Source organism: Vibrio sp. THAF64 (assembly GCF_009363455.1).
Lineage (GTDB): Bacteria > Pseudomonadota > Gammaproteobacteria > Enterobacterales > Vibrionaceae > Vibrio > Vibrio coralliilyticus.
Genome location: NZ_CP045356.1, coordinates 803,095 through 817,776, shown reverse-complemented (window position 1 = coordinate 817,776; position 14,682 = coordinate 803,095). Strand labels below are relative to the sequence as shown.

12 protein-coding genes are annotated in these 14,682 nt (G+C 45.7%); 8 read left to right on the top strand and 4 right to left on the bottom strand.

Annotated features, from left to right (window positions below):
- Positions 1–332: 332 nt before the first annotated feature.
- From FIU99_RS20245 to FIU99_RS20235, 3 genes are all read left to right on the top strand, one after another.
- Entirely contained in the window at positions 333–1,430 is a 1,098-nt protein-coding gene (locus tag FIU99_RS20245) for a YdcF family protein (protein WP_006960284.1), read from the top strand.
- A gap of 479 nt (positions 1,431–1,909) precedes the next feature.
- Positions 1,910–4,528, top strand: coding sequence for a cellulose-binding domain-containing protein (locus FIU99_RS20240; RefSeq protein WP_039951895.1), 2,619 nt, complete (start codon positions 1,910–1,912; stop codon positions 4,526–4,528).
- 287 nt (positions 4,529–4,815) lie between these two features.
- A complete protein-coding gene (locus FIU99_RS20235) occupies positions 4,816–5,685 on the top strand; it encodes an aspartoacylase (protein WP_006960288.1) in 870 nt (289 codons plus the stop codon).
- A gap of 51 nt (positions 5,686–5,736) precedes the next feature.
- Here FIU99_RS20235 and FIU99_RS20230 read toward each other — a convergent pair whose 3' ends face one another.
- Genes FIU99_RS20230 through FIU99_RS20215 form a run of 4 tightly spaced genes read right to left on the bottom strand, consistent with a single transcriptional unit; the run spans position 5,737 to position 9,149 of the window.
- Positions 5,737–6,735, bottom strand: a complete 999-nt coding sequence (locus tag FIU99_RS20230) for a GTP-binding protein (protein ID WP_006960290.1) — start codon at positions 6,733–6,735, stop codon at positions 5,737–5,739.
- On the bottom strand, positions 6,725–7,285 hold the full coding sequence (locus FIU99_RS20225; RefSeq protein WP_031342569.1) for a carbonate dehydratase: 561 nt from the start codon (positions 7,283–7,285) through the stop codon (positions 6,725–6,727). Before FIU99_RS20225 ends, FIU99_RS20230 begins: the two co-directional genes overlap by 11 nt.
- Before the next feature lie 29 nt (positions 7,286–7,314).
- On the bottom strand, positions 7,315–8,649 hold the full coding sequence (locus tag FIU99_RS20220) for a dihydroorotase (protein ID WP_006960294.1): 1,335 nt from the start codon (positions 8,647–8,649) through the stop codon (positions 7,315–7,317).
- Between the two features lie 38 nt (positions 8,650–8,687).
- A complete protein-coding gene (locus FIU99_RS20215) occupies positions 8,688–9,149 on the bottom strand; it encodes a Fur family transcriptional regulator (RefSeq protein ID WP_006960296.1) in 462 nt (153 codons plus the stop codon).
- A gap of 248 nt (positions 9,150–9,397) precedes the next feature.
- On the opposite strand from FIU99_RS20215, the gene FIU99_RS20210 reads away from it, so the two are divergent.
- The 5 genes from FIU99_RS20210 to FIU99_RS20190 all read left to right on the top strand — a co-directional run bounded on the left by FIU99_RS20210 (position 9,398) and on the right by FIU99_RS20190 (position 14,678).
- Positions 9,398–9,814, top strand: coding sequence for a RidA family protein (locus FIU99_RS20210; protein ID WP_006960298.1), 417 nt, complete (start codon positions 9,398–9,400; stop codon positions 9,812–9,814).
- Positions 9,815–9,894: 80 nt separating this feature from the next.
- A complete protein-coding gene (locus tag FIU99_RS20205) occupies positions 9,895–10,779 on the top strand; it encodes a DMT family transporter (RefSeq protein ID WP_006960300.1) in 885 nt (294 codons plus the stop codon).
- 265 nt (positions 10,780–11,044) lie between these two features.
- Positions 11,045–12,697, top strand: a complete 1,653-nt coding sequence (locus FIU99_RS20200) for a phosphoethanolamine transferase (protein WP_006960301.1) — start codon at positions 11,045–11,047, stop codon at positions 12,695–12,697.
- Complete coding sequence (locus tag FIU99_RS20195) at positions 12,676–13,557, top strand: hypothetical protein (protein ID WP_006960303.1); 882 nt, start codon at positions 12,676–12,678, stop codon at positions 13,555–13,557. Before FIU99_RS20200 ends, FIU99_RS20195 begins: the two co-directional genes overlap by 22 nt.
- A 218-nt stretch (positions 13,558–13,775) precedes the next feature.
- Positions 13,776–14,678, top strand: a complete 903-nt coding sequence (locus FIU99_RS20190) for a homocysteine S-methyltransferase family protein (RefSeq protein ID WP_006960306.1) — start codon at positions 13,776–13,778, stop codon at positions 14,676–14,678.
- The last annotated feature ends 4 nt before the right edge of the window (positions 14,679–14,682 follow it).

Genomic DNA, 14,682 nt, shown 5'->3' with positions numbered 1-14,682 from the left:
GGTCACGTTGGATAACGTAGCACTGTGAAACCTGACTCCATTCGTCCTTCTTGTTCAGTGTAAGACCGAATGATAAGAAGAGACGGGTTAACTTTTGGTTATCTCAAGAAGAGTAATTAGGTTGCCTATAAGAAGTTATTTGATGGGGTGAAATTATTATCTTTATGGATTCATTTATGGCGTTGATTTGTGATCTTAATTCGCTTTTTCAAAGCCTTATCAATGTCATAAGCACGAAATGCGTATTGGTTCACGGTTTTGCTGGTGAGTAAATTTACACTGCGAAAAAATTAATCGACACAGTTCGAACATAACAACATCAGGACCTCTACATGAAAAAGAACATCATTGCCCTTGCTCTTGGTGGCGCACTAGCGCTTACTGCTGCGCCTTACTCTTTGGCTGCGAACGACGCGACGGTTCAAGCGTCAACGGACTACGCGCAGCTTGTAACGAAACGCCAAGTGGTGGATCAATTGTTGGCAGATGCAGTCACTGCATTTAAGTCACCAGCACGTATCTCGCACGCTGGTTTTACGGCAAAAATGCCAAGCAATATGGAAATCGTCACGAATCGACTTCTGGAAGCTTACGAACTAGAGCCTTACCGTACCGACTTACTGATTTCGGCGGCAAATGCGCAGATCTACAACAAGAACGCTGATCGTGCGATTGAGTTGTTCGAGCAAGCATTGACGGTCGCACCTGATGATGTGGATTTGCATGCGTATCTTGCAGTTTGGCAACGCTTCAAAGGCAATGATGCTGAATCAAACAAGCATATGGAAAAGCTGAGCACGTTAAATGCAGGTAAAGCGGCTGACATTACTCGTCTCTTTGAAACCGTCGATCGCGTCTTGGCGACACCGCTGAAAGACTCGGCGGACAAAGGCAAGCTGGATGACAAAGGGGCAATTGTGACGTTGGGCTACGCACTAAATCCAGATGGCTCGATGCATGAAATATTGATTCAACGCCTAGAAACAACGTTAGCGATGGCGAAAGCCAACCCTGACGCTTTGATTGTACTGACAGGGGGCGTGCCTAAGAACCATAAAACGGAAGGCAAACTCATGGCAGATTGGTTGATCTCTAAAGGTGTCAGTAAAGATCGCATCATTGAAGAAAACTATGCGACCAGCACCGTCGGTAATGCGTTGTTCAGCAGTTACGCTTTGGCTCGTCACGGCATCAAACACGCCACTATTATCAGCTCGGCGAGCCACGTACGACGCGGGCAGACTCTGTTTGAAGTGGCAAGCTGGCAAACAGGCCCGCAAGGTATCACGTTTGACACGGTAGGCTACCCAGACAAACCGCTAAAAGAGCTGGCAAAGGCTAGCGACAGCGAGCTGCTGGGTATTTACCGAGATGCTCTACGAACTTACGGTATGTGGAGTTACCGTTCTTATCCACTTGAATCACGCTAAGTCACCTTATTTAAAACACCAAGGCTACATCAGTAGCCTTGGATAGCTGTGAGCCATTCATGCAGATCCAAGGCTTGCCTGCGATTACTGGACCATAATGATCCGCTAATAGATTTATCCGCTCATCATAATCAGACAAACAGAGATACTGACATAAATTCAATATATTGAGTTGCTTACATTTCAAAATACACCCTCTTTTGTAACTAAACTTTACCTACCCCTTACCCCAAATTTCATTCTGTAAATAGCTACTTTAACGCGTACATAAGTTATTTTAACTCGATAACTAACTAGGCATGAAATAGCTAAATCGACGTGATATTAGCCGCATAACGACACGAATACAGCGTATTGACCAGATAATTAGGTTGGAAAGTGCTAGCTTATTTTTAGATCATTATTTATCTGATTAGTGAATCTAAAAACCTTATTCAAGCGTGAAGTAAACAATATAAAATTAACTTAAAGGTAAACTTATGTTTAGGATGAACAAGATAGCGACTACGTTGGCGTGTATTGTTTTAAGCGGCAGTTTATATGCGGCGGAACCTTATGACTCAACCAAGGCCTACTCCGGTGGCTCACAAGTCACAATTGATGGGAAGACATATGAAGCCAAGTGGTGGGCTAACGCTGGTCAAAGCCCAACGGATGAGTATCCAAATGAATGGGACTCGCCGTGGAAATTGATCAGTGATACAACGCCGGACCCAGACCCGACGCCGGACCCAGACCCGACACCGGACCCAGACCCGACACCGGACCCAGATCCGACACCGGACCCAGATCCGACGCCAGACCCAGATCCTGCCCCCGGACCAGTTGATGACTTATGTGTTGAATTCAATGTGTATCCGAACTGGACGCGTGGAGATCATGCGAATGGTGGGGACATCATGGTGAACGACAATGTCGCTTATAAAGCGAATTGGTGGACTGCTTCTGTTCCTGGTAGCGATGATAGTTGGGGACATCACCTGAATTGTGATAGTACACCTCCGGGTACGGCACCGTTACTGTCACTACCAAATCCAATGGACCCTGTGCGTCTTGAAGTGAGCGGGTGGCCAAGCAATTTTGTCGTGACTAGCCCTGCGACATTGAATGCACCTGCGACGCTAGTGATCGATACTATCGGTAGCTCGGATCTCTCTGATACAACGAAGTTAACTAATGCGTTTGTATCTCTTATTCAAGCAGTAGAAGTTGCGGGTTCAACATCGGTCATTATCAATAGTGATGTACTGGATGCTGCGACTGCAGACAAAGGCCAAGCATTAGGTGCCATCGCGGTTAAGCAAGCGCTTACTGCTGCTGTTGATGCGACAGGTAGCCAAATTGATATCAATGATATCAATGCGCTAAGTGACGATGCACAAGGTTGGGCTCAGGCGTACAATCTAGTTATCTCAACACTTGCGCCTCAAGCCACGTTCGGTTGGACATTAAGTATCGGTGATTTTGCTTACGATACTCACTCTGGTCGCAGAGCGGTTTGGAATGCAGCGTCAGGCGCAACGTCTGATTTATTGTCTAGCTTTGAACTGTATAAAGCAGAGTCGTTGACCAAAGCAGACTTTGTTGCTTTCACTAAATCAAGCACATCGCCAGCTCTAACTGATGAGCAATGGCATTACGCTTTGGAATACGTCAAACAAGTAACTGATTATCTCCAAACGCCAGCACTGCTGTCTTCTCTTCCTACCACGCAAACCGCGTCTTACTTCTTGGGGAATACGAATGGTGACCGCCATATTCGTAAGGCCGCACACAGCAATATCTTCGCCATTTCGTTTGATACTGATACGGCGGATTTGAGCGATAAAATTGCTCGCTACCAAAGCGCCACTGTGCCGCTTTATTATGCTGGAGAAAGTGTCACGAATGGGCCGTTAACTCGCATTGATTCATTGAACAATGAGTTAGCCAGTGCAGAAACAGCAATGAACAACCAAGCATTCCTGTTTGAAACACCTCAATCACAGTGGATTCCTTCAACGGTGTACAAGTGGGCTGATTTCTTAGCGGGCCTTAACTCTATGCACAACGTTGGTGTAGCAGGGAATACCTTCTGGCTATTGGATGACGTGGCAGATGATGCAACGAATACCATTTATGCCAAAGTCGCCATTGCTGCATTCTTGTCACAGAGTATGCAAGAGACGATTCGCTACAATGCTTGTGATGAAAACAACTGGTCTGAAGTGAGATACGGTGCGCCTGTTAACTACCCTATGACTGCAAGCTGTGGTCAGCTAGGTCAGAAGTATGCTGACTATGGTATGGATCCGGTGACGGGTCAGGATCACCCATACTCTTGTCCTCGTGATCCGAAGATGGAAGTGAGCGCACTAACCAATGCCAAGTGGTATGGTGCACCTGCCCCTATCTTCGCAGCTCCGGACTCGGTGTTGGAAGAGCAAGGACTGTTAGTGAACGGTAATGTTGGGCGCTGGACGAACAGCGGTCACTGTAATGAAGTGCCAACTGTTGTCGATACGTCGAAACAGGTATGGGAGCGTGATGAATGTAAAGTCTACGCTGATCAAAAAGCAGGCTCGTTTATTTGGGACGGCACTGATACTAACGGTACTGTCCAAGGATGTGGTTGGTGGGGCCGTGGTGTTATTCAAACCACTGGCCGTCAGAACTTCGGTACATTGAACCACTTCATGGGCCGTTCGCACGTAGACCCTGATACCGTCGGTACAACAGTGAATGGGGTTACGGTAGAAGCACCACCTGCTAACCCACTTTATGCTGACCTTGATTTCTGTTCTAACCCTGGGCTGATTTGTAGCTCGGAAGAGAATAGAGAGATCAAGTGGATTGCGGGCTTGTTCTATTGGGTAACCTCGGTACAGGCTTACAACGATGAAGGTGGTCCATACGCACACTGGAACTATCACACTGAGTTGAAGAAGTATGTAGACGGTGGCTTGCAAGGTACTGAGTTTATTGATGCAGTATCCGGTATCGTCAACCGAGGTTGTCCGGATCACACTTGTCCGGTGAGTGGTGAAGTTCACGCGATTAAAGAGCGACAAGATAACTTCAAGCTTGTTCTACAAACTCTTGGTCTTAACCCTCAGTAAAGGTGCTTGGGGGTAACCCTTAGCTGATACCTTCACAACAAATGGCTCCCAATGAAAGGGAGCCATTTTTATACCCATCTCTAGCTTCTACCCACTGATTTTATATTGCTACTGGTATTACTTCTTCGCCTATCTAGTATTGGTTAACCCTATGGGGGGACTGTTGCTGGGTGCCCCGGTTTTACATCAAGAATACGTTTCTCTCATTCTCATCGAGTCGCGAATATTAAATTGTTATGTTATAACATTGTATTTATTGCATTGTATTGAACTTAGGACGTCAATTTATGCCGAAAATAAACCAAGTGCTTCTCGTGGCAGGCACTCATGGTAATGAGCTAACAGGCCTTTATCTCCATAAGCTGATCAGAGATGGACATTACCCTGCCGACCGATCAACGTTTGAGGTTAAAAATGTAATAGGTAACCCTGAGGCGGTAGAGCGTCGTGTTCGTTTCGTTGAAAGTGATTTAAACCGTGAGTTTTCAACAAAGGCATTATCGGGAGCTTCAGAGTCAAAGGAGTCTGAACTTGCCTCAAAATTTTCAGAACGATTTGGAGATTCGCAAAACCAACTGATTATTGATTTACACAACACGACCAGCAACATGGGTGCAACGCTGATCCTGCTGTCAGATGATCCTTTTTACAATCAAATGGGGTCATACGTGAAGCACCGCATGCCGAGTGCCAATATACTATTTGAAGATCGTAAACCATGGCATGAGCAGCCCTACTTATGTTCGGTTGGACAGTATGGTGTGATGTTAGAAGTCGGTGCGCAAGCACACGGTGCTTTGACTTATGAAACATTGGAACTGATGAAAAACTTGCTTACCGCAGTGCTAGACTTTATTGAACTACATAACTTAGGCAAAGCTATTCACGGTACCGAGTATGATGCGTTTCGTTATTTAGAAGACGTCGCATTTCCGCTGGATAATGATGGCATGCGTATCGCGACAGTTCATCCGACAATTTGTGGGAAAGACTTTGAAGTTGTTAAGTCCGGAGAGCCAATCCTTGCCACTTTCAATGGATATGACGTGCATTGGCAGGGGAGCAATGAAGTGTATCCTCATTTCATCAATGAAAGTGCGTATTGTGCCAGTAATATCGCCATGGCACTGGCCGAAAAGATACGTGTAAAAATATAAAGTGGATATGTAAAGGGTAGGCGTACTGTCTACCCTCTAAGACTTCGTTGTTTAGGCAATCACGCAAGCCAGCAGCTGAGCTTCAATCTCGTCATCAAGGTTGTCCGAGATAAACTCTACGCGGCTTTCAAAACCATCATCCAGAATCACTTCGGTCAATCCGTCTGACGTCATGTTGTAGCCTAAAACTCCCATATCGGTTATGAATACAGCCTTCATACGTTCAACGTTCAGCTCAACTAGCATTAATGCCAGTTTCTGTCGGCTGAAAACTTTGTCTGGTGAGAAGCGCCAGCCAATGCTTCGAAAACCTTCACCTTCGTTTACTGCTTTGATGATGCCACTCTCTGGCATAGGTAGGTCAGCGGCCAGAGGTTTTGATTGGCCATGGTGGTGATGGTGACCGCCTTGTTCGTTAGCTAAAGTAGGCCCCTCAAATTCATCAAAAGGAATATTGCCAAATTCGGCGAAAATCACTCGTTTGTCCGAGCCACCCAGCTTTGTCACATAAGCGTCTAACTGCCGTTTCTCATCACCTTGATATAAATCGACTTTGCTGCCAACTATGGTGTCTGAAATCGCAATCTGTTGGTTGAATGTATCATGAAGCGTGTAACGCTCATCAGACAGCTGCCGTGCATCAACCAGCGTGAGTGTTTTTTGTAAAGACAGTACTTCTTGATAATGTTTAGAAGAGAGCACTTGCAATACTTCTTTAGGGTGCCCGAGGCCAGTCGGTTCAATGAGAAGACGGTCAGGCTTGGCTTCGGTAAGTAATTGGTTAAGAGCAATTTGCATGGGTAGCCCAGCTGCGCAGCACATGCACCCACCTGGAACTTCACGAATAAATACTTGCTCTGTTCGATTATGTTGGCCTTGAAACAAGCTTCCATCGACACCTATTTCACCGAACTCGTTAACCAGAATAGCCCAGCGTTCGTCAGCCGGTTTGTGCTGCATTAACTTGAGGATTGCGGATGTTTTTCCTGCACCTAGAAAGCCAGTAATAATATTTGTCGGAACCGCTTTGATTGGTTGTTCAGAGCTCATTTGCCATTCTCCTATACCCTTTCACAAGGGTGTGGTTGGCAGAGACAACGGACTCTGAAAATGCTGAATACTCAGGCGGGACTTTAGAAATGCTACTTAAATCAAAGCCTGCGCCAATATTGGTCATTGGTGGTACATGAAATTGCTCAGGCAAATCTAAACCATCAACAACACAGTTGTGGCGAATGACACAGCCTTTTCCTATCGTTGCGTTAAAAACGACCGAGTTGAAACCGATGAACACGTCATCGCAAACCTCACATGGGCCGTGGATGATAGAGCGGTGAGCGATAGAAGAGCGCTCGCCAATGGTCACTGCTGCGCCTGCTTTGGAGTGGATAACCACGCCGTCTTGGATATTGGTATCCTGTTTGATGACAATAGGATCCATCTCTCCTTGCGCATTGACTTCATCAGCTCGTATCACCGCGTAGGGACCAATAAATACATTGTCTTCGATAATCACTTTGCCACAGATGATGGCGGTTGGGTCAATGAATGCCGTTTCGGAGACGACAGGCATATGCCCGTTTGGGTTTCTTCTTAACATTTTAATATCTCAGTGGATAGGAACTGCTTCTAACGTGTGAAGGACAGGGCATTGGCGATTGATGGCTCAAAAGTCACTTGTTTCCCGTCGAATACCTTGTTGCCGTTCACCCAAGTGCTTTGGATCTTCGACGAAAAGGTGTGACCTGCGAATGGACTCCAGCTGCAGTGATACAGGCTGTTGTCATGAGTGACGCTGGTGGAATTGTCTCTGTCGACCAGCACCAGATCGGCGTAGTAACCTTCGCGAATAAATCCTCGGTCTTTAATCGCGTATCTGAGTGCTGGATTGTGCGATACTTTCTCGACCACCTGAGTCAAGCTCAGCCTTCCTTTGTCGACGTGATCGAGTAAGCTCAGTAGGGCATGTTGGACCAATGGCATACCAGCGGGAGCCTGTTCATATGGCACCTGTTTTTCTGACAAGGTATGCGGTGCATGGTCGGTAGCGATGATATCAATCTGATTGGTGTGCAAGGCTTGGATCAAGGCATCTCGGTCGCTGGCGTACTTAATCGCTGGATTGCATTTAATCAGGTTGCCTCGCTCAGCGTAGTCCTGATTGCTGAACCACAAATGATGTACACACGCCTCGGCTGTGATGTGTTTTTGTTGAATGGGCCCCGGTTCAAATAGCGAAAGCTCTTTTTCCGTAGTGATGTGAAGAACGTGCAGCTGCGTGCGGTACTTTTTAGCTAATGAAACGGCGTATGATGAAGACGCAAAGCACGCGGCATCATCACGGAGTACTGGATGGTCTTCAATCGAGAATACCGAACGAGATTGTCGCAACTTGTCGCTGTTTTGGGCGATGATAGGGCTACTTTCACAGTGTGTTACTACCAACGTGGGCGATTCCGCAAAGATTCGTTCTAATGCTTGCGGGTGTTCGACTAACAAGTCACCCGTTGAAGCGCCCATAAACACTTTTACGCCACAGTGCTTTGTTGGATCCAGCTGTTGTATTTGAGTTAGGTTATCCTCGGTAGCGCCAAGGTAAAACGCGTAGTTGGCGCAGGAGTGCTGGGCTGCAATCGCGTATTTCTGTTCGAGCGCTTCAATGGTGGTCGTGGAAGGGTTGACGTTTGGCATCTCCATGTAACTGGTAATACCGCCGGCTACTGCCGCTCGTGACTCTGAAGCGATGGAGCCCTTGTGTGTCAGGCCAGGTTCACGAAAATGCACCTGATCATCGATCATTCCGGGCAGTAGGAAACCTCCTTTGGCATCGACAATTTCGTCACCCGAGGTGGCGACAATATCTGCCTCTATTCTCTCTATTCTTTGACCGACAATACGCACATCCATTTGACTCACGATACCGTCGCTGACGATGTGTGCATTCTTAATTAGTATTGAGGTCATAATGTTGGACCGGCTCCTTTTGGCTGAGTTACTGAGTGTTAATCGGAATTCTGGCTGCATTCACTGCACAGGCAATCGATCTCTAGTTGTGGTGTCAACACCTTAAACCCGACTTGCTTGGCATCTGACTCTAGGTTGGTAATAAGGGATGGGTCTAAAGTTTGTTCCTGAGTCTTATTACATTGGCGGCAAATCAAGAACTGGGGGACGCCATGTTCGTGCTCGTGATGGATATGAGCACAGGCGACGTATTTGCTTGAGGCGTTGAGCTTATGTGCCAAGTGCTCTTCTTCCAAAAACTCCAGGATTCGGTAAGCAGACATGGCTTGAACCGTTTGGCCAAAGTGAGTTTTTGCGTAATCAATCAACTCATAAACAGACAGGGCTTTATCAGCATGAAGGAGCGCTGTGAGTACTTGCTTACGTTTTGAAGTGAGCCGCTTTCCATTTGCCCGGCAGCGCTTCTCTGCCTGTTCAATCATTGTCTCGATTGTGTCCATAACATTCACCCAAACCGTGTATTTTCTGATGTTCCATTATTATTGTTTTCTTATGTTATAACATAACATTTTTGCTCGCAATAAAGCCTTTCGACATACTTAGCGAACCAGAAATACGTGTCTGTGGGTTTTATTTGTTATCCCGCTTTTGGCTATATCTGCGGGACTAAAAAATGCTATTGACCTCAAGCTAGGTTGAGCTTTTATAGTGCCTGGGATTTGAACGTACAATGGCTAGAAGGTAAAAAATGTCCAATAAAACAATTACTTTTCATAATCCCTCAGATTTATTCAATCCAACACCGTATGGCTTTTGTCACACAGTAACGGCTCCCTCTAACGGGCAGCTTGTTTATATCTCAGGCCAAAGTGGTGGAGAAGGCGTCGAGCACCGTTTAAGTGAAGATTTTCGCCAGCAAGTGCGGAGTGTGTTAACCAACTTAGATATTGCTCTGACTGCCCATGCAATCAGCTTCGGCGATGTATTAAAAATTACCGTGTTAATCGTCGATCACGATGAAAGCAAACTGAAAGTCTGGAGTGATGAGATGCTCACGCGTTGGCCTTCTGATCGCTTACCTGCCAGTACGTTGATCCCAGTACCTAGGTTGGCGCTTGATGGGATGAAAATAGAAGTGGATGCGGTTGCTTTTAAAGCGATGTAATCGATGTGCCCACCGAACTTACTCCAACAACGACAACATACACATCTAGTGAAAAATGATGCACTTTAGGTAATCACGTCATGTTTAAAAACTATTTAACTCTGCTTGCGATCGGGCTCATCTGGGGCTCTCAGTTTGTTTTCCAGAAATATTCGCTGATGGGATTTGACCCAGTATGGATAGGCACATTCCGCGCTATTCTCGGTGCACTAACATTAACTCTGATATGCAAAATGATCGGCATAACCAGTGTGAGCAGGCAATGGGGGCTGTTTGCACTAATTGGCCTTTTGGAGGCGGCAATTCCGTTTGTTTTGGTACCTTGGGCACAACAGGAGTTATCAAGCTCGATTACGGCGATATTGATGGGAACATTGCCTTTCTACGCATTGTTGCTTGCGCCTGTATTTATTAAAGGTGCGAGAATCAGTATAGGTAGTGCGATTAGCGTTATCGTAGGATTCGGCGGGCTGCTGGTGTTATTTTATCCTGAGCTTGTCACTGAGACAGGGCGTATCGACCTTGTTAGCTCGATAGCGATTGTGTTCTCTGCTATCTGTTTTGCTATTGCGTTGCTGTTACTTAATCGCGTCAAAGGCGAGCACCCACTTATTGTGGCGCGTAATGTTCTATGTATGGCCAGTGTTCAGCTGACTGTGATTGCTTTGATGACGGCACCGCTCAATCAATCGCACCCGAATACGTCATCAGTTATGTCTTTGCTTTACCTAGGTGTGATATGTGCTGGCGTTGTGTATTACCTCTATATGATGAGTATTAAAAATGCGGGCGCGGTTTTCACTTCGATGACCAATTATTTGGTTCCCGCCGTCGGCGTATTGATTGGTGTTTTCCTCACCGATGAGTCTGTCCAAGGCAATACTGGGCTAGCGTTAGCCATTATTTTGTCAGCCTTATTTATTAATCAGATGTTCGAAGGCAAACACAGTAAGAACGAGCGATAGTCTCACGTTGTTGCCACGGCTAGTTGAGCCGTGGCATCTAATTTCTGCAAGAAACACTATTGGTTAAGCAGGGAGCTCAATATCTAAGTTTTCGACAGTGTTTTTTGATATGAGAATCAAAAAGCGATGATTATCTCAATATGGGTTTGAGATTAACCCAACAACCCTGTTTGTCACTTAATACATTGTAGTTTAAAGATTTTATAGTTGGCATGTTCTCTGCTGTATCGATTGAATGCGCAAGTCGTTATTGAGGAGAATGCCTATGAAGGCGATGAATAAAACTGCTGTCGTGTACTGCGTAGTTGGTTTACTTCCTTTTCTCGTTCCGCTCGTTTTTACCATGCAGTTAAGCAGTATATTCACTTACTACTTCGCGCTGATGAGCGTGCTGCTACTGTTATTTATCATGACGTTTAAAGGCTGGTTGGGTAAGGCGATCAAACTTCTGTTCGCTCTATCGTGCTTGTTCAGCATCGTATCTTTGGTTCTGACGGGAGGCCTTGTTTCTACGGGAGCGTTCCACTCAATACTGCTGACACATAGCGAAGAAGTTATCGGTTATTTTGAACTCGTTAACTGGAGCATCATGGTTCCGGTCTTTCTATCCACCGCCATAGGGCTGTATTGTTTCTGGAAAGCCTACTTGCCTATTCAGGGATGGCGCCGAATGACGTTATTGTTGAGTGTTTTGGTTGTGGCTACCGCTTTACCTGTTTTTAAATGGAACTTTGACCCTGAAGCCAAACAGCAGATAGCTGAAGATTACGTCCATACTTTGTACCTTTATCAGGACACGCCCGCATACAATATTTTCAGAGTTGCTGCCTTGGCTTTTTATGAGCGTTATCAGAGCCACTTGAGCTACGGACAAGATTTGCCAGAGCATGTGTTGCCTGATTTTTCTCTCGCTATTCCTACTAATATCGTCATTGTTATTGGAGAGTCTTCACGAAGAGCATCCTATTCTCTCTACGGTAGTCAGATAAATTCGAGCCCAAAGCTGAAGGCTCGCTATATCGAAGACAGTAACCTTGTCACCGTGGTCGATGGCGTTTTTGCTCCTGCCCCCAACACTCGAGAATCCGTCCCTCGTTCGTTCTCATTTATTTCGGCGAATCAAATGTTGTACCAAGGGTTGCCTTATGTGAACTTAATTGATGTTGCCCGGATGATGGGATACCAAACTACCTGGGTTACCACCCAAGCGCTCTACACTCGCTGGGACTCGTTCACCGCTAAAGTAGCGACTTCCTCAGATAATGTTATCCATACTGGTGAGCCAGGACAGCTTTGGCGAGATATTGATGCAGCCAAAGCGGTGGTAAAGCAGCTAAACAAAGATGATGGGCATCAGTTTGTTGTGCTGCATTTATCTGGCGAGCATGCTGACTACTCAGTGAGAAATGGTGAAGCATTGCCCCAAGCCCACTTTGATGCCATCAAGCAGCAACTCACGCTTGCTTCTGATGTTTCACCCATTGAAATCGCTTACTTGAGCTCTGTTCATTTCACAGACTCGATTCTGGATGCACTGATTTCTGGGCTGTTTAAAGATGAACCCAACAGCTTACTGGTTTACTTTTCCGATCATGGTGAAGTTATTGGGAAAGGGCATGGGCTTCAACCTATTCGGATCGAAGACGAGCTTGCCGTGCCTTACCTTGTCTTTGGTTCGCTAGGGAAAAATATGTCTGAGGTGATTAACTGTTACCGGGATAACCAACATCTGCTGTTTAACAGCGCTTACTTTCCTGAAGTCTTGTTATCAACACTCGGTATGAAAATAGAGCCACCAGAGTCAACCAGTGAGTTCACCTATTACTCTGTGCAGGGTGTGACGAAAACCTTACCTAGTGACTTTTCATTTGAGTTTTATTATCCGGGGCAGCAGCAATGCAGATACAACGCTCATTAATTTATCTTTTAATTTTCACATCTGTTCTTATCTTGCTGACGTTCGATAAGCTGAGGCCGATCAGGGTTTTTGCCGTTTATTCCAGCTGTAAAGTCGTCGAGAAAGTAGGGTTGGTTGCAAGCTGTGATCAATTACCCGTTGTCACTATTTTGGAACAAGGTAAGTTAGATGCTGATTCATACGGCGTTGAAGATCCACTAGCGTTATCTTTGTTCTTTGAACGCTATCGTATTCCTGAGCATGTTTATGCTCACCGAACAAACAGTCCTGAGCGGGCAAAAACGTACGCTAAGTATTATCAGGCATTCGAGTTTGATGCGGTTTGGAATGTGGACCAAGAGGCGCTGGATATTTACCACTATCCTGAACATGCATCAATGGCGTTCTACTTCCATCAGCTTGTGGATATTGTACCGATAAGCAGTCGTTTATGGTTAGATCTGAAAAATCTAACGCCTGAAATTAGCCCAACTATTGTAGGCTATCTGAACCGCTACTTTAATCAGAAGGAAGACAGGCAACGTCTAATTGTAGAATCTAAAAACGCGGCTGCACTCGCTGATTTCCATGCATCAGGGTATAAAACATCCTATTATTTGCCGAGCCCAGAGCTCCTTGCGGGATGTGAGGAACACCGTTCTGTCCAAGAATTGATCGCAAATATTAATCAGTGGAAAACCGATTTTATATCGTTTCCTTACACTCAACAGCAATTTGTAGACTTGTGCGTTTTACCCTATGTAAGAGCGGTTCCGCAGCTCTCTTGGGGAGGTTTGCCGTTCGCGATTCCTGAAGGTGCACTAGAGCGATATCAAGGTTATATCGTCGATCACTCATTACACCTAGAGAAGCTCGAATGAGTCTTGTGTGAAACTGGTCGTCGGCCAAGATAGTGTACTTCAGCTGTGGTTCAATCTCGTACCTTGAAGAAAGAGATCTTCACTTACATTGACGTTATTTTATACTAGAGACATAAACTTGAAGTTTGTTCATGTTAATAATGAGAAACTATCACTTTTGTCTACGCATTAATGTGATTGAATTGCCTTAAGGGTACTTAGCAGTATAGAAGTCCAAAATGAACAAAGTTACGATACTTGACGGCGGTATGGGTCGCGAATTAAAACGCATCGGAGCGCCATTCTCTCAACCTCTCTGGAGTGCTCAAGCTCTGATTGAATCCCCACATTATGTAAAGCAAGCTCATCAAGGTTTTATTGATGCAGGGGCAGAGGTCATCACAGTGAATAGCTATGCTTGTGTTCCTTTTCATCTAGGGGAAGAACTGTATGCGTCCAGAGGCAAAGAGCTGGCAAAAAGTGCAGCTCAAATTGCTCGTGAAGTGGTGGATTGTTCAGGAAAAAATGTGGTGGTTGCGGGCTCGCTTCCTCCTCCTCTGGGCTCATATCGTCCTGACCTCTTTGAGGAAGCTAAGGCCCATGAAATAAGTTCGTTGTTGTTTCAGGCTCAAGACCAGTATGTAGACGTATGGCTGGCGGAAACTGTATCGAGTTTGGCAGAAGCAAAGGTTGTTTTGGACGTTTTCTCGCAGACGGATAGACCTTATTTTGTTGCCTTCACCTTGATGGATGAAGTGAATCAACCAGCTCGTCTTCGATCTGGTGAGTCGGTGTCATCAGCAGTAGAGCTTTTGTTGAGTAGTGAGGCTAAAGGAATATTCTTTAATTGCTCAATTCCAGAGGTTATTGAGCAAGCGATCAAAGCGGTGAATAACGTGGTTGGCCTACTGGAGCGTGAGCTAGCGATTGGTGTGTTTGCAAACAGTTTTACGCCAATAAATACCAGCCATGAGGCGAATAACACTGTGCAGGCGCTGCGTCATTTTTCTCCTCAGGAATATTTAGAGTTCGCAAAAACATGGCATTCGCTCGGCGCTAGTATTATTGGTGGATGTTGTGGCATAGAACCAAGTCATATTGAAGTGCTATCGGCATGGCGAGATGGAATGGAAGAGTCTTAATTAC